A 16,526-nucleotide genomic window follows, 5' to 3' on the forward strand; every position below is an offset into this window, starting at 1 on the left:
ACAGGGTACCCCTACCCCAGTTTTTCGGACCCATCGAATGAACCATCTGCCCGACCCCGACACCCAACCCGATTTCTATCGTTCCGTGACAACCAAACGCTTCGTCGCCTGGCTGTTCGATATCGCCTTCATTTCGCTGCTTTGCACGGTGGCAATCCTCTTTACTGCGTTTCTGGGTCTGTTTTTCCTGGCCCTGATCTACGCCGTCGTTAGTTTCGTCTACCGGGTGGTGACCATCGCCAACGGCTCTGCCACGCTGGGAATGCGCTTTATGGGGATCGAGCTGCGCGACGCGTTCGGAGAACGAATGGACCTGGGCAAGGCGCTTGCCCACACTGCCGGCTATTTTGTCAGCATGGCCTTTCCCGTGGTCCAGATCATCTCGGTCATCATGATGATGACCAGCGCCCGTGGCCAGGGTCTGACCGACAGTTTTCTGGGCACCGTGATGATCAACCAACGGGCCTGACGCAAGGTTGCGTGAAACACTTGGCGGTCTCGGGAACGGTTGCTATCATCCCTCCCGAGGTTGGATGGGGATTTCATGCGACATACGCTGCCAATTGCGCCACAATTCTATGTCACGGCACCGCAGCCCTGCCCTTATCTTGGCGGCAGGATGGAACGTAAACTGTTCACCGCCCTGCAAGGCGAAGGGGCTGAACAGCTGAACAACTCCCTGTCTCAACAAGGATTTCGCCGGTCTCAGAATGTACTCTACCGTCCTTCGTGTACGGATTGCGCAGCCTGCCTGTCGGCCCGGATCGATGTTTCAGCCTTCCGGCCGACCAAAAGCCAGAAGCGCGCAGCAAGGCGGAATGGTTACCTGGAACGCCGCGCAACCTCGCCATGGGCCACGGATGAGCAATACGAGCTGTTCCGCCGCTATCTTGATACCCGTCACGCCGATGGCGGCATGGCTGACATGGATGTTTTCGAATTCGCCGCGATGATCGAGGAAACACCGATCCGCAGCCGCGTTGTGGAATATGCCGATCCTGAAACGGGCGAGTTGATCGCCGTCAGCCTGACCGATGTGCTCGATGACGGGCTAAGTATGGTCTATTCTTTCTACGACCCGGAACAGCCGCAAAACTCACTCGGCACCTACATGATCCTCGACCATATCGACATCGCACGTGAGGCGGGCCTGCCCTATATCTATCTGGGGTACTGGGTCCCCGGCAGCCCCAAGATGGGCTACAAAGCCAAGTTTTCAGGGCTCGAGGCCTATATTCAGGGGGGCTGGCAAAAAATCAGCGATCCGGATGCCTATACCGGCACATCGCATCACCCCTTGTCGGCGCCGCCAATCGCCGAACAGGTCGCCAATATCCAGCTCCCTGACCGGCACCCGACCAAAGGCTGACCGCGCGATGAAACAAAGCCTGCATGCCGTCACCCTTGTGGTGCCGGATTACGACGACGCCATCTTGTTTTATACAAAGACGCTCAGCTTCCAACTTATCAAGGACATCGACCTCGGCAATGGCAAGCGCTGGGTTCTGGTCGCGCCTCCCGGTTCAGACAGCGGCTGCCTTCTTCTGGCAAAGGCTGACGGACCTGAACAAACCGCCGCCATAGGCAACCAGACCGGCGGGCGCGTTGGGTTCTTCCTGCAAACCGATGATTTCTATCGCGACCATGCGAACATGCGCGCCAGGGATATCCACTTCGAAGAAGAACCCCGCCAAGAATCCTATGGCGTCGTCGCTGTCTGGCGTGATCCCTTCGGCAATCGCTGGGACCTGATCCAGTTCACCTGATCCGCATCTTCATCTGGCCAAAAATATCCCGGGGATGAATTGGCCGCAGCCCAAGAAGGGGCTGGCCCCTTGCCCGAAATAAACAGAAAAGGGGGCCAATCGGCCCCCTTTGCAATATTCTCTTCCGGATCGGATCAGTTTGGCATCAGGTCCGGAACGATCGTGACAATCGTCGGGAAGAACCACAAGATCGCGATCCCCATCACCTGGATCAGAACAAACGGAACGATCCCGCGATAAATATGACCTGTAGTGACCTCCTTCGGCGCAACCCCCCGAAGGTAGAACAACGCAAACCCGAAAGGTGGCGTCAGGAACGACGTCTGAAGGTTCACCGCCACCATGATCGTGACCCATTTCGGATCGAACGAGCCGCCATAGATCACCGGGCCCACGATGGGGATCACGATGTAGATGATCTCGAGGAAATCCAGCACGAACCCCAGAATGAACAGCACCAGCATCACGATCAGGAAAACCGTGAACTCGTTGTCAAAGCTCTTCAGGAATTGCTGGATATAATGCTCCCCTCCGAATGAAATCACCACGAGGTTCAGCAACTGCGATCCGATCAGGATGGTGAACACCATCGAGGTCACTTTGGCTGTCTCACGCACCACCGGGGTCAAAACACCGCTGGAATAGAGCACCCAGCATCCGTACAGCAGCCCGAACAGGGCGTACAGATAGGCCGCATAAGCAATGATGAAGGCGATCCAGGTTTCCACCGTCACACTGCCTTGATTGATACGCAGGTCAAAGTTGACCCCCATCAGCAGTGCAATGACAACGGCGAAGGTCGACCAGATGACCACTTTGCCCGAACGGCCCTGATCCTGCAGCTTGCGATAGGCCGCCAGCATGATCGCGCCACCCGCGCCCAGCGCAGCCGCTGGTGTCGGATTGGTGACACCTCCCAGGATCGAGCCCAGCACCGCTATGATCAGAACAAGCGGCGGGAAGACCACGCGGATCAGATCGTTTGTGGCACAGCGGGCCGCAGCCTCTTTGCAACCATACATGGCCAGCGCGAACGGCAGGGCGAGCAGCACGAAAGTCACGCCAGAGGATGTGGTCGGCGATATCATCAGGATATCGACCAGTGCCATCAGCAACAGCCCGATCGCGCCAAGGATCAGCGGCTGCGGTGACCGCGACGGTGCGATACCACGGCCGAGAACCAGGGTCAGACCAAGCAGAACAAGGGTAACCGCCACTCCAGTGCCGATCGGCGCCGCGTCGGCAATCCTTTTTTGTTGTTCAGCAGCCAGTTCCTCTTCTGTCAGGCGATGCGCTTCGGTTGTGCCGCCAGCGGCATCAATGGCCTCCTGCTCGGCAACAGCCTGATCCCAGGCAACTTGCCCGTGCAGATCGATCATCGACGCCTTGCACTCTGCCGAAACGTTGGTCCTCAGCGACGCACCCTCGCCGATATCCGAGAAGGCCGAGACCGAGATATTCTGGCTTCCGATCACACCGACATTGCCCAAAAGGACCGCACCGACGATCAGGGCTACAGGCGCACCCAGCAACCATGTCAGGCCTTCTGACCGCGTAATGGGTTCCCCGGAACCACCGGACACAGCCACAGCGGGCGCTTTGTGTGGATTCAGCAATGCATAACCAAAGGCATAGAGCGCATAGAGCAGCGCCAGCATGATCCCTGGCAACAGCGCAGCCTGGAACAATGTCCCGACCGAGACAACCGCAGGCTCACCCAGATAGGTCAGCGCGTCGGTACAACCGGCTTCAACAGCCCGGGTTTCCTGCGCTGTCGAATACAGATCCCCCGCCAATGTGCCCAGCAGGACGATCACGATCGACGGTGGAATGATTTGCCCCAAGGTGCCCGATGCCGCGATCACACCGGTCGCCAGTTCCGGCGAATAGTTGTTGCGCAACATGGTTGGAAGCGCCAGCAGGCCCATCGTCACAACGGTCGCGCCAACGATACCGGTCGAAGCCGCAAGGAACGCCCCCACAACCACGATCGACACGGCCAGACCACCCGGAAGTGGGCCAAAAACACGTGCCATCGTCGTCAGAAGATCGTTGGCAATCTTTGAACGTTCCAGCGTGATGCCCATCAGAACAAACATGAGCACGGCCAGAAGGGTCTCGATGGATTGACCGGCCAGAACCCGCTCGTTCATGCGGTTCACGATGAACGACACGTTGCGGTCCAGCGCGGTTTCCCAGCCCGAGGCAAAAACCGGTTCGGCGAGCCTTGGCAAATCCGGGTATCGGAACACCGATATGGTGTCCGGCTTGATCCCGGAATTCACAAGGTCCCGATAACTTTGCGATCCAACGTCAATCGCCTGGTGGATCAGCAACCCCGCACTGTCCAGCGCGGCGATGATGCCAAAGGATATAATCCCTGCCCCGCCGATGGCAAAAGCCACCGGAAAGCCGGAAAGAATGCCCCCGAAAAGGCAAAAGAATACGATAATAAGGCCTATCTCGACGCCATCAAGTCCGAATAGCATTGTCTTTGTCTCCGCCCTTAATGCGCGCCTTCATAGGCTTCTTCGCCCTCACCAAGGCTGTCCTTGTCGAGGTATTTTCCAACGCTGTCCGGTCCTTCCACGTATTCCAGATACGACCGGTACAAAAACGCGATGGCGTGCAGGAACACCATGGCCGCAAACGCCACCAGAAGGATCTTGAACAGGAAGTAGGCATTGAACCCGTTGGGGCTGAACCCGATGGTTTCCACGTTCCAGCGCAAGGCGCGGGATTTGGCCACCAGACGGTCCAGCGCGTCACTGGCCGAAGGGTTCGGCACGATCAGGTGACGCCACAGGAAGAACCAGCCGTACATCCAGGTCAGCACCGCCATTGGCATCATGAACAGCAACGCACCGCACATATCGACCACACGCTTGGCGCGGTGGCTGATACCGGCATAGATCAGATCAACGCGCACATGCCCGCCCTGCACAAATGTGTAGGTACAACACAGACAAACAACCATGGCGTTATACAGTTTCAGCTCTTCCGCGAACCAGCTGATATCCATCTGGAACGGTATTCCCAGACCGAAGGACATATCAGGACGGGTAAAGACCCGTTGCATGAATACGATGACGATCTGCTGAATCACCATCAGCAGACCCGCCCAGGCAAAGAACCGCCCGGTGGTGTTTGCAAAACCTTCCAGGCCGCGCACGATGGCCCACATGAAGTTCCGATAATACAACCCGACGGCTGTCAGAACCAAAAAGAAGGTGAACACCACAAAGAAGAACTCGACCGAGCCGCCGTAATAGACAAAGCGCATGATCGACGCCTTGTCAGACCAGTCCAGCCAGAGCTGCGGATGCGTGACCGCATATCCGAAATTATAGAAGGCTTCGGCAATGTTCTGAATGAACCAGACCAGTCCATTCCACAGGGCGCCGAAGAACGAGATACCGTTTTCGTCCTGCATGTTGTCCCCAGGTCGTCTCAGTTGCGCGCAGGCCTATTGTGGCTTGCCCAAGTCCCTTCACGCAACGGGAAAGGCTTCCCCGCAAGGCGCGGGGAAACCGTTTTTCCTTTGATCAGGAAGGCTTAGCCGCGAACACGGTCACGCTGTGCGGTGTAGACACCCGACGACAGGTTGTTCCATGCCGACGAAGCCGCCATCGACGACATCGCGCTGTCGTGGATCTTCTTGAACAGCTCATCGCTCATGTTCTCGTCCAGAACTTCCTGGCTGGCCTTGCCGAACGCATCCCAGACACTGTCGGGGAATTCCAGGACCTTGACGCCACCGGCCTGCAGGCGCTGCAGCGCTGCACCATTGTTGGCCAGGAACTGCGCCAGGTTCCACTGGTGTGCTTCTGCGGCAGCGATCTCGATGATCTTCTGCTGGGCCGGGGTCAGTTCATTGAACACGTCGCGGTTGGTTGCCAGCGACAGACCTGCGCCCGGCTCGTGGAAGCCCGCGGTGTAGTAGGTCTTGGTGATTTCCTGGAAGCCCGCTTTTTCATCGGCCCAGGGTCCGATCCACTCGGTTCCGTCAATCGCGCCGGACGACAGCGCCTGATACACTTCAGAACCGGGGATGTTCTGAACGGACGCGCCCAGTTTGCCCAGTGCTTTACCGCCCAGACCGGGCATACGGAACTTCAGACCATTGAAGTCTTCGGGGCTGTTGATCTCTTTCGAGAACCAGCCGCCCGCCTGCGCACCGGTGTTACCGGCCAAGAAGGACTTCAGGCCAAAGATTTCGCCCAGCTCATCATGCAGCTCCATACCGCCGTCATGATAGTACCAGTTCACCAGTTCCTGTGCGGTCATGCCGAAGGGCACGGCCGTAAAGAACGCATAGCCCGGGTGCTGACCGACAAAGTAATAGTCAGCGGCGTGATACATGTCGGCCTGACCGGACGACACCGCGTCAAACACCTCGAACGCGCCAACCAGTTCGCCTGCCGCTTTGATCTCGACATTCAGGCTGCCATCCGACATCGCGTTGATGCTGTCGGCACAACGCTGCGCGCTGTCAAACACGCCAGCCAGACCACGACCCCACGAGGTCACCATGGTCAGTGTGCGCTGTCCCTGCGCATAGGCCGGAGCCGCCAGAGCGGTTGCTGCAGCTGCCGAGCCGCCCAGCGCGGATTTTTTCAGAAATGAACGACGATCCATATGAGTGTTCCTCCCCTTCATAGTCACGATCCGGCAGAACCGGACCTGTCGCATTCAGTGCGCGTCAGCCTAATGTGAGCGAAGCGAAAGGGAATACCTACTACTGCGTAGAGAATCGATTTCTTTTGGGGATGCGGTGAAATTTCCGAACGAAAACTCCAACAAAAACGGCCCAAATACCGGAATTTCACAGACCAACGCCAATCTTTTTGCATTTTTGCCGCCGCTTGCGTATCGATTCGTCCATGCAAAGACTTCGACATCTGGTCTCGCTGACCTATGCGCAGAAACTGTCGCTGGTGGCCGCAATCCCGCTGGTTGTGGCCGTGGCCGCAATCGCTGTGCTTGTAGCCTATGAGGCACGTGCGACCGCCGAGCGCGAGATCGAAGCCCTGGAGCGCAGCCTGATAGAAGCCAAGAAAGAAGAACTGCGCAACTACGTGACGCAGGCGCGCAATGGTTTTGCCTATATCTATGGCCGCGCTGAACCGGATGACGAGGTATCAAAGAACCTTGTCTCGCAGATACTCTCGGCAATGATCTATGGGCAGGACGGGTTCTTTTTTGTTTACGACTATGATGGCAACAATCTGGTCAGCCCCCGTCAGACACAATTTATCAACCGCAACTGGGAAGGTCTGACCGACAGCGATGGCACGCCCATCGTTGACGAGTTCATTCGCCTCGCCCGTCAGGGGGCCGGGTGGCACAGCTTCATGTGGGAAAAACCCTCGACCGGGGATGAGGCGCAAATGATCGCCTATGTCGTCGGGTTGCAGGACTGGCGCTGGGTCGTGGGTACCGGGGTCTTCATTGACGACATTGTCGCCACGGTCGCCAACGCAAGAGCCGAGGTCGAGGCCCGCGTGCAACGCACCTTCATGTATATCGGCGCCATTGTTGTTGCCGCCGTTCTGATTGTCTTTGCCTCGGGCATGTTGCTGAACATTCGCGAGCGACGGTTGGCGGATGCCAAGCTGAAGGAACTGACGCAACGTGTCTTCGACGCGCAGGAAGAGGAACGCGGCCGGGTTGCCCGCGAACTGCATGATGGCATCAGCCAGATCCTTGTGGGTGTACGCTATGCGCTGGACAATGCGCGCCGCCGTCTGTTGCGCGGCGATGATGCAGGTGCGCGCGATCCGCTGGACAAAGGCATCGACCATCTTCGCACCGCCATCACCGAGGTGCGCCGCATCAGCCGCGACCTGCGCCCCGGCGTGCTGGACGACCTTGGCCTTGGACCTGCGCTGAAGGCTCTGACCGACGATTTTCGCGAACGAACCGGGATCGAGACCGAATTTTCCACCGTCGTTTTCCGAAACCGGCTGGATCAGGACAGCAAGATCGCGCTTTATCGCATCGCACAAGAGGCGCTGACAAATATCGAACGCCACGCGGATGCCTCTTATGTTACGATTGATCTGCGCGGCCACAAGAAAGGCGCAACCATGCGGATCACCGACAATGGCCGTGGGTTGCGCGCAGAATCAGGGACCCCGACCACCGGCATCGGCCTGCGCAACATGCAGGAACGAATTGAACAACTTGACGGATCGCTGCGTATTCTGTCATCACGCGGGCCGCGCGGCGGAACAGTGATCGAGGCCAGTCTGCCGCTGAGCCACCTGTTGCCACCGCAGGAAGACGCAACTCCGAACCGAAAGGCCGGTACATGAGCGCCAAAAACATCCGAGTTCTAATTGTCGACGATCATCCCATGGTGGCCGAGGGCATTCAGTCGATCCTTGAAAGCTACGACGATATCGAAGTGGTTGGAACACTCGGCAGCGGTCAGGCCGCGGTGGATCAGGCGGTTGGCCTCGCCCCGGATGTCATCCTGATGGACCTGAACATGCCTGGCCTCGGTGGTCTCAGCGCCACGGAGATCATTCTGGAACGCCTGCCCGATACGCGCATCCTGATCCTGTCGATGCATGACAGCCCCGAATACATTTCGACCGCGCTCAGCCACGGCGCAAAAGGCTATGTTCTCAAAGATGTCCCAACCGAAGAGATCAAGCAGGCCATCGATGCGGTCATGCGGGGTGAGCAGTATCTGTGCACCGGTGCCAGTGGGTCCCTGAAACCCAAAGGCGACAACGCACGCGAGGCGCTGACAGGGCGCGAGCAAACAATTCTGCTGGAACTGGCGCAGGGCAAATCAAACAAAGAGGTTGCGCAAAAGCTGGATATCTCGGTGCGCACGGTTGAAACGCATCGCAAGAACATCAAGCGCAAACTGGGAATTTCCTCGACTGCCGGGCTGACCCGCTACGCGCTGGAACATGGCATGCTGCAAGGCACCGGGGTCGGTTTCTGATCCTTGCGCAGCGCTGCCCGGCCCAACCAGAGAAGACGCGCCACAGGCGCGTTGACGGCGGGCGGGAGCGTTCACCTCCGGTAGTGCCCCTTCAATCCAGCAACTGATCCTTTCGCAAACCCTCACGCTCATAATGATGCGGCAACACGCGTCCATAAAGCTGCTGCGTCCGTTCGATCCCGCCGCACATGCCTTCGGCCTCGACAAATGAAAAGATACCCACATACCGCCGCCGCGTGCCCTTGACCGGTGCGACCCTGTGCAGAGAATAGCGGCCTTTGAATATCTGCAAGTCCCCAGGTCGCAATTCCAGCCGATGAACACGCGCCGTGTTTCCATCCAGAACCGAAGCGACCTGATCGAAATTCTCATCCTCGGCTGAGCGCAGATTGGGCGCGTATTCGAATGCACCGCCCTGCTCGCCATTCTGGATCGCTAGTGTCACGGTGTAGTTGTTGGTGTCGAAATGCCAGGGAAAGCCCTGCCCCTCTTCCACGACATTGATGATCACGTCCGCCAACGGGTCGTCGTAACGAAAGAAGCGGTCCTCAGGCTCATCCAGCGCATCCCGAATGAAGGGAAGAAATCCGCTAAACTCGTAAATCCTGCGCAAAGGACCGGACTGCGCAAAATTGTCGGCAGGAACAAACGCGTTCGAACGGTCATAGAACCGTCTGATCGGATGGGCGGCGTCGAACCGTGGGTCGTCTTTGGTGAAATAGGCATTTGTACGATTGAAAGACCGGTGTGCATTGGGCGCCACCTCGTCTGCCTCTTGCACCAAAAGCTCGATCCCCTGTGCATGTGCGAAACCCGGTAGAACCGCACATCCGTCCTGTTCCAACTCGCGCCGCAAATCCTCGATCAATCGCCTGTAAGCTGGCGAATCCGGGCGATCGATCGGATATCGTCCCAGATCTACCAGGTCCTGTAACATGCTCCGCCTCCCTCGTTTGCGACCACAAGGTCAGCGTGACCCAGACAAAACACCGGATCATGCCAGTTTCAGACATCGGCCTGACGCATTCAGACCTTCATACTTGTCCCGCCCTCAGGAAAACGACTGCCCTTTTCCCGGAAATTCCCGGCATGCGGCAATCTGCGCAACAAAATTTCGCAAAATACCGCCATTGAGATAGAAAATTGGTGGATTTGCCTGTTGACGCTCCTCCCCCCCGACCATAATGTCCCCTCCAAGCAAAAAGGAGCCTCTGGCGATGAGAACGCTAGTCGTAATCGTAGGAACCACGCGCATGGGCCGGTAACGGTAAACCATAATCGAACCCATGCGCCTCCGAAAATTCGGGGGCTTTTTTTTGTCAAACGCAAGACACATGTCGCGAACGGAGCAAAGCAGATGACACGTGAGATGACCGGCGCAAAGATGGTGGTTCAGGCCCTCAAGGATCAGGGCGTGGACACGGTTTTCGGATACCCCGGTGGCGCCGTCCTACCGATCTATGACGAGATCTTTCTGCAAAACGACATTCGCCACATTCTGGTGCGTCACGAACAGGGTGCGATCCACGCCGCCGAAGGCTATGCGCGGTCGACCGGTAAGCCGGGTGTTGCGCTTGTAACCTCTGGTCCCGGTGCCACAAACGCCGTTACTGGCCTGACTGATGCGTTGCTGGATTCGATTCCGATTGTGGTTCTGACCGGGCAGGTCCCGACCTTCATGATCGGATCGGATGCCTTTCAGGAAGCCGACACCGTTGGCATCACCCGCCCCTGCACCAAGCATAACTGGCTGGTAAAGGACACGAATTCGCTGGCCGAAACGCTGCACGAGGCGTTCCATGTGGCCAAGTCGGGCCGTCCCGGCCCGGTTCTGATCGACATTCCCAAGGATGTGCAGTTTGCCACGGGTGAATACAACAGTCCCAAACCTTCGACCTCGCATTACCAGCCAGTGCTGAAAGGCGATCTGGAGGAAATCAACGAACTTGTTGCAGCCATTGAAAAAGCCAAGAAACCAGTTTTCTACACGGGTGGTGGTGTCATCAACTCTGGCCCCGCAGCCAGCCAGTTGCTGCGCGAGTTGGTGGATTCCACGGGCTTCCCGATCACCTCAACCCTGATGGGTCTGGGTGCCTATCCGGCGTCGGGCGAAAACTGGTTGGGGATGCTGGGGATGCATGGCCTCTACGAGGCGAACCTTGCGATGCATGGCTGTGACCTGATGATCAACATCGGCGCACGGTTCGACGACCGGATCACCGGGCGCATCGACGCGTTCTCTCCAAAGTCGAAGAAAGCCCATATCGATATTGATCCGTCTTCGATCAACAAGGTCATCCGTGTGGACATCCCGATTGTCGGCGACGTGGCGCATGTACTGGAAGACATTCTGAAGGTGTGGAAGTCACGCGGGCGCAAGACCGATGCGGCAGCCGTCAAGAAATGGCAGGCGCAGATCTCTGAATGGCGCAAGATCAACTGTCTGTCCTACACCAACAGCGAAAAGTCGATCAAACCGCAATACGCGCTGCAACGTCTTGAAGAGCTCACGAAAAAGCATGATCGCTATATCACGACCGAGGTTGGGCAGCATCAGATGTGGGCGGCACAATATCTTGGGTTCGAAGATCCCAACCGCTGGATGACATCGGGCGGGTTGGGCACTATGGGCTACGGCTTCCCCGCCTCCATCGGTGTGCAGATGGCACATCCTGACGCGTTGGTAATCAACGTCGCCGGTGAAGCCTCTTGGCTCATGAACATGCAGGAAATGGGCACGGCCGTTCAGTACCGCCTGCCCGTCAAGCAGTTCATCCTGAACAACGAGCGTCTGGGCATGGTCCGGCAGTGGCAGGAACTGCTGCATGGCGAGCGCTATTCGCACAGCTGGTCCGAAGCCCTGCCCGATTTCGTGAAACTCGCCGAGGCGTTTGGCGCCAAAGGTATCCTGTGTTCCGACCCCGCCGATCTGGACGATGCGATCATGGAGATGATCAACTACGACGGCCCAGTGATCTTCGACTGTCTGGTCGAAAAGCACGAGAACTGCTTCCCGATGATCCCGTCCGGCAAAGCGCATAACGAGATGCTTCTGGGTGAGGCCGAAACGCAGGGCGTGATCGACAGCAAAGGTTCGGTTCTGGTCTGATACCGTCCGAGGATTACCGCCGGGCGACCATTGCGCCCGGCAAACACAGGATGATGAAAGGGACATAAATGTCTGCCCTACATATCAAAAAAGGCTCCAATCGCCATTCGGCCTATAACCTACGGCCTACCTTCTCGGACGTGCAGGAACGCCACACCATTGCCGTGCTGGTCGAGAACGAACCCGGTGTCCTGGCCCGTGTGATCGGTCTGTTCTCGGGGCGCGGATACAACATCGAAAGCCTGACCGTGGCCGAGGTGGATCACACAGGACACCTGAGCCGCATCACCATTGTCACCACCGGCACACCGCAGGTGATCGAACAGATCAAGGCGCAGCTGGGGCGGATCGTGACTGTCCATGACGTGCATGACCTGACGGTCGAAGGCCCTTCGGTTGAACGCGAACTGGCCATCATCAAGGTCGTGGGTGAAGGCGACAAACGCGTCGAGGCGCTGCGCCTGGCTGACATCTTCCGTGCCAATGTGGTCGACAGCACCCTGAACTCTTTCATCTTCGAGATCACCGGCGCGCCGGACAAGATCGACGCTTTTGCTGACCTGATGCGCCCGTTGGGCCTGATGGAAATCGCCCGCACCGGCGTGGCGGCCCTGCTGCGCGGCGACTGAACAATATACCCGCCTTGGGGCTTTTCCTGCATCCAAGGCGGGAGCACATCTTTAAGTTGGTGGGCATTTGCAAAATCAACCCACGCGTCCTTCTATGCGCTAAATTTGCCATAGGGTAAGCTTTTCCGGATAAAGATTAGGCATTTTCAGATAAAGCCTATTGCCATTGCGCTTTATGGCATTAGCCTCAACGCGCAACGCGACGTGGGGATACGTTGCTTGGGGTCAATCTGTACGATTTTTCACTGCGCGCCGGGGCTTGGTTCCAGTGCTGCGATGGTTTTTCAGGAATCTCAGCAAGACGTGGGCATCCATGACCAACGACATTCGCAGCCCGGCTGAAGTTCGCGCGATGTTTGGCGCGAACCTGCGGCAATTGGCACGAAGGTATCGGTCGGTCTCGGCACTGTGCCGCAAGCTTGGCGTAAATCGCACGCAATTCAACAGGTATCTTTCGGGCGAAAGTGTTCCACGGCCAGATGTTCTGGATCGCATCTGTCGGTTTTTCGACGTGGATGCGCGCATTCTTCTGAAGCCGCTGGACGAAATTGAAAAGGTCGAGGATCACGCCGCGAAAACTGCCTTGACCGAGTTTCTGGGGTCAGGTGTGGACATGATCGCCAGAACTGCGTTTTCTCCGGGGTTTTATGCCGTGATCGAAAGCGTCTCGGCCTCGCACCGTATGACCCTTCTGCACGCCCGGCCACAGGCCCAATGCACATTGATACGCGGATATGTGTCGCGCGCGGCGATGCCTGAGGCAACGCCGCAAGCGCGCGAAATACAAGGGATCGTCGCCTGCACCGGCAGTTCCGTCTATATGCTGACCTCTCAGCGGGAGGGTCAAAACAGTCGCGTTTATATGATTTCACCCGATCCGACGGGAACAGCGGTTCAGTGGCGGGGTACGGTTATCAGCCCCGCCACCCCTGAAGCACCGGAGCCCGTGGTTCTGAAATATCTCGGGCATGATGCAGCTGCAATTTTCGCCGCTGCGCGGCTGTCCACGAACAATCCGGCTCAGCAACTCTGACCTGTTATCTCAGGACGATGTGCCCTCCCCTTCGACTTGGGTGATTTGCCTATACAGGTGCCAACTGGCGTGGCCCAACAGTGGCAGAACCACCAGAAGGCCCAGAAACCAGGGCACCATGGCCAGGAACGTCAGAACAGCGATGATTACCCCCCAGACAAGCATCACCGGAAAGTTTCCGGACACATAGGTAAAGCTTGCAATCATCGCAGTGACAAAATCCAGTTCGCGATCCAACAGCAGTGGGATCGACAAAACGGTGATCATATACAGAACGGTTGCGAAAACCGCCCCAACCACCGTGCCCACAGCCAGCATTGTCAGGCCATTTGCCGTCAGAAAGACTTCAAGCGAGGACGACACGTTTGTCATCGTAGCCAGCCCAAGGAACAGGGCAAAGATCATGTGCCCCAGAAAAAACCAGAACAGAAACACCACGACAATGATGGCACAGATCGACGGCAATTGCCGACGGCTTTGTTGCAGCACGACACCAAAGATCGCGCCAAGGCCCAGCGGTTCGCCCTGTTCCAGCCGGTGCGACACTTCGTAAAGGCCAACAGCGGCAAACGGGCCGATCAACGGAAAGCCAATGGCTGCCAGAACCAGCCAGAAGGTTGTACCGGTCTGGATGGTGACCCATGCCATCGCCCATCCCGCAAGCACGTAGAACCCGGCAAAGATCAACCCGAACTGCGGCGCGTGCCGAAAGTCGGCCCAGGCGCGCTTCAACGCCGTGCGCAGCATAGCGGTATCTACCGGGCGCATGTCCGGAACACCAAAAGGCTTTTCCATGTCGTCTTCTCCTCCCTTACCGACGTTATGACATCGCCGGTCTCTTGTTTGGCCAGTCGGTTTCGGCGTGATAAGCCGCTCCGACCGACAGTAATTTGTGATCCGACCCTCTTGGTCCAAACAGTTGAAAGCCCATGGGCAGGCCCTGCACACCAAATCCCGCGGGCGCGGCCAGACAAGGCAAGCCAATCAGGCTGACCGGTACCGTGACATGCATCCAGCGATGATATGTATCCATTGCGCGGTCCGCGACCCGGGTGGGGTAAGGTGTTTCGATCCCAAACGGCCAAACCTGTGCGGATGGCAGGACCAGGGCATCAAACTGCTCGAACAGTTCCGCCGCGCACCGGAACCATTCTGACCGGATTACGCTGGCGTGATGCACGTCCATGGCACTCATCGTCAGACCCCGGTCCAGCTCCCACTGGGCTGTGTCTTTCAGATGGTCCCGTCGTTCAGCCAAAGGTTCCAGCCCTGCGGCGACAGTCCAGGACCGCAGGGTGATCCAACTGGTCCATAACCGTTCGGCATCGAAAGGCGGGGCGACATGTTCAACACGCGCGCCCCGCGCTTCGAACACCTTCAACGCATCTCGGCACAGCTCAAGGATTCCGGCTTCAACTGGAAAGGCCCCGCCCCAATCGCCCAGCCAGCCAATGCGCAGCCCGTTCAGATCTGCTGCGACAACCGGGGAAACCGGTGCATATTCTCCGACCAATGGCAGGCGCGGATCGGGCCCCGAGATCACGTCGAGCAGGATGCCAAGATCTTCAGGACTGCGCGCCATTGGACCCAATGTGGACAGCTGATGCAGGAAACTATCGCCGACCGGATCAGACGGCACCCTGCCCCAGCTTGGGCGAAAGCCGTAGACGTTGTTCCAGGCCGCCGGGTTGCGCAGGCTGCCCATCATGTCGGACCCGTCGGCCAATGCCACCATACCCGTCGCCAAAGCCACTGCCGCCCCACCGGATGAGCCACCGCAGGTGTAACTGGCGTCATACGGATTGCGCGTCGCACCATAGACCGGGTTGAACGTGTGCGAGCCCAGCCCGAATTCCGGCGTATTGGTCTTGCCGATCAGGATGGCGCCCGCGGCCCGCATCCTGGCGGCAATCAGATCATCCCTGTCAGGGACGACATCCCTGAAAACAGGCGATCCATGCGACGAGACAATACCTGCCACATTGACCAAATCCTTGACCGCAATTGGCAGGCCGTGCAGCGGGCCAGTGACAGGACCGCTGTCGCGGGCCTGCGCTTCGGCCTTCAGCTCGCCCTTGTCCCGCAGCGCCACGATGGCGTTCACGTCACCGTTGACTTTGGCAATGCGATCCAGCGTGGCCCGCATGACTTCTGTGGCCGAAACCTGCCGGGTAGCCAGTTGGTTCAGAAGCTCTGTGGCAGATATCCGGGTCAGGTCCATAACACGCCAGTCTGTTGTTGGTCTTCAACAGCCTAGCGAGCGGTTCACCTCATTTAAACCCACTGTTTAGATGTGTCTTTTCTTGTCTCACAAACAACAGCATCACAACGCTCTGCGGTGCAATGGCAGGTTGCTGTCCCGGCCCAACCAATACCATAGACAAAGGGCAATGGCGCCACCACTCAACACCAGCCAGACCCCACCCCACAGCATCGCGGTGCCGCCGAATTCCTCGGCCAACAGGAACGCGTCCGAGCGTGCGCCGGATCGTCGGATGGTGTCATCAAAGATATCAAACGGCACGTAGATCATGCTGGTCAGCCCGACAACGCGCAGCACCAGATCACTGACCTCGTGGCTCAGAAACCACGCTGTCGCAATCATTGCCGCCCCGACGCCTGCGCAAAACAGCAAGGCGAAAGCATCGCGTATGTACAGCAGTGCGATCAGACACATGATTGCGCCAAAAACAGCCAGAACAGCCCGGTCAGCATTTGTCCTCAAGGCGATGATCAAAAGCGCCATACCAAACACAAGCGAGCCGAGATAGCCGGCGGACAGGCTGAGAAACCTGCTGCCGCCTCGGCCGATCACCATTCCGCCTTGCTGGGGTGAGATCGTGAAACTCTCGACCGAGCCGCCAGTCAATAGGATTGTCACGGCATGAGACAGCTCATGCAGAAAGACGACCAGAATTTTCAGCGGAACAACAAACGGCGTGTTCCAGAGCGCAAAGACCAGACCGGTGATCAGGATTAGCTGCCAGTGCCCTTTCAGCAGGTCCGGAAAGGAACGCTGGCGTGTCAC

The 16,526-nt window shown here is 57.9% G+C and carries 15 protein-coding genes; 8 read left to right on the forward strand and 7 right to left on the reverse strand.

Annotation, left to right across the window (positions count from 1 at the left end; translation table 11 throughout):
- Nucleotides 1–37: 37 nt before the first annotated feature.
- From ACR0ES_RS03200 to ACR0ES_RS03210, 3 genes are all read left to right on the forward strand, one after another.
- The gene (locus ACR0ES_RS03200) at nt 38–469 is read left to right on the forward strand and encodes an RDD family protein (protein WP_209503648.1); all 432 of its coding nucleotides are present in this window, start codon (nt 38–40) and stop codon (nt 467–469) included.
- A 75-nt stretch (nt 470–544) separates the two neighbouring features.
- Nucleotides 545–1,369, forward strand: a complete 825-nt coding sequence (locus ACR0ES_RS03205; RefSeq protein ID WP_480480490.1) for an arginyltransferase — start codon at nt 545–547, stop codon at nt 1,367–1,369.
- A 7-nt stretch (nt 1,370–1,376) separates the two neighbouring features.
- Nucleotides 1,377–1,766 carry a VOC family protein gene (locus ACR0ES_RS03210; RefSeq protein WP_480558104.1) on the forward strand — a complete coding sequence of 130 codons (390 nt, stop codon included), beginning with the start codon at nt 1,377–1,379 and terminating at the stop codon, nt 1,764–1,766.
- Nucleotides 1,767–1,900: 134 nt separating this feature from the next.
- Here ACR0ES_RS03210 and ACR0ES_RS03215 read toward each other — a convergent pair whose 3' ends face one another.
- The 3 genes from ACR0ES_RS03215 to ACR0ES_RS03225 form a co-directional block, all read right to left on the reverse strand.
- Nucleotides 1,901–4,255: a TRAP transporter large permease gene (locus tag ACR0ES_RS03215; RefSeq protein WP_480480486.1), complete on the reverse strand. Its 2,355-nt coding sequence runs from the start codon at nt 4,253–4,255 to the stop codon at nt 1,901–1,903.
- Nucleotides 4,256–4,272: 17 nt separating this feature from the next.
- Nucleotides 4,273–5,199 (reverse strand): TRAP transporter small permease subunit, encoded by a 927-nt coding sequence (locus tag ACR0ES_RS03220; protein WP_209503644.1) that lies wholly within the window; start codon nt 5,197–5,199, stop codon nt 4,273–4,275.
- Between the two features lie 122 nt (nt 5,200–5,321).
- Nucleotides 5,322–6,404, reverse strand: coding sequence for a TRAP transporter substrate-binding protein (locus ACR0ES_RS03225; RefSeq protein ID WP_209503643.1), 1,083 nt, complete (start codon nt 6,402–6,404; stop codon nt 5,322–5,324).
- A 245-nt stretch (nt 6,405–6,649) separates the two neighbouring features.
- Here ACR0ES_RS03225 and ACR0ES_RS03230 point away from each other — a divergent pair, with 245 nt between their 5' ends.
- Both ACR0ES_RS03230 and ACR0ES_RS03235 read left to right on the forward strand, forming a co-directional pair.
- Nucleotides 6,650–8,083 carry a cache domain-containing protein gene (locus ACR0ES_RS03230; RefSeq protein ID WP_209503642.1) on the forward strand — a complete coding sequence of 478 codons (1,434 nt, stop codon included), beginning with the start codon at nt 6,650–6,652 and terminating at the stop codon, nt 8,081–8,083.
- Nucleotides 8,080–8,727, forward strand: coding sequence for a response regulator transcription factor (locus ACR0ES_RS03235; RefSeq protein ID WP_267363844.1), 648 nt, complete (start codon nt 8,080–8,082; stop codon nt 8,725–8,727). The genes ACR0ES_RS03230 and ACR0ES_RS03235 overlap by 4 nt, the downstream gene beginning before the upstream one ends.
- 91 nt (nt 8,728–8,818) lie before the next feature.
- Here the strand turns inward: ACR0ES_RS03235 and ACR0ES_RS03240 are convergent, their stop codons facing one another.
- Entirely contained in the window at nt 8,819–9,664 is an 846-nt protein-coding gene (locus ACR0ES_RS03240) for a HalD/BesD family halogenase (protein WP_267363842.1), read from the reverse strand.
- A gap of 420 nt (nt 9,665–10,084) precedes the next feature.
- Here ACR0ES_RS03240 and ACR0ES_RS03245 point away from each other — a divergent pair, with 420 nt between their 5' ends.
- The 3 genes from ACR0ES_RS03245 to ACR0ES_RS03255 all read left to right on the forward strand — a co-directional run bounded on the left by ACR0ES_RS03245 (nt 10,085) and on the right by ACR0ES_RS03255 (nt 13,498).
- Nucleotides 10,085–11,836, forward strand: a complete 1,752-nt coding sequence (locus ACR0ES_RS03245; protein WP_480772832.1) for an acetolactate synthase 3 large subunit — start codon at nt 10,085–10,087, stop codon at nt 11,834–11,836.
- Between the two features lie 68 nt (nt 11,837–11,904).
- On the forward strand, nt 11,905–12,465 hold the full coding sequence (ilvN, locus tag ACR0ES_RS03250) for an acetolactate synthase small subunit (RefSeq protein WP_209503637.1): 561 nt from the start codon (nt 11,905–11,907) through the stop codon (nt 12,463–12,465).
- A 313-nt stretch (nt 12,466–12,778) separates the two neighbouring features.
- Nucleotides 12,779–13,498: a helix-turn-helix domain-containing protein gene (locus ACR0ES_RS03255; protein ID WP_480869468.1), complete on the forward strand. Its 720-nt coding sequence runs from the start codon at nt 12,779–12,781 to the stop codon at nt 13,496–13,498.
- A gap of 9 nt (nt 13,499–13,507) precedes the next feature.
- Here the strand turns inward: ACR0ES_RS03255 and ACR0ES_RS03260 are convergent, their stop codons facing one another.
- The 3 genes from ACR0ES_RS03260 to ACR0ES_RS03270 all read right to left on the reverse strand — a co-directional run bounded on the left by ACR0ES_RS03260 (nt 13,508) and on the right by ACR0ES_RS03270 (nt 16,526).
- Entirely contained in the window at nt 13,508–14,293 is a 786-nt protein-coding gene (locus ACR0ES_RS03260; protein ID WP_480869470.1) for a DUF2189 domain-containing protein, read from the reverse strand.
- 25 nt (nt 14,294–14,318) lie between these two features.
- Entirely contained in the window at nt 14,319–15,719 is a 1,401-nt protein-coding gene (locus ACR0ES_RS03265) for an amidase (RefSeq protein ID WP_480869473.1), read from the reverse strand.
- 102 nt (nt 15,720–15,821) lie between these two features.
- Nucleotides 15,822–16,526, reverse strand: a complete 705-nt coding sequence (locus ACR0ES_RS03270) for a M50 family metallopeptidase (protein WP_480869476.1) — start codon at nt 16,524–16,526, stop codon at nt 15,822–15,824.

Source organism: Ruegeria sp. N7, from assembly GCF_056531345.1.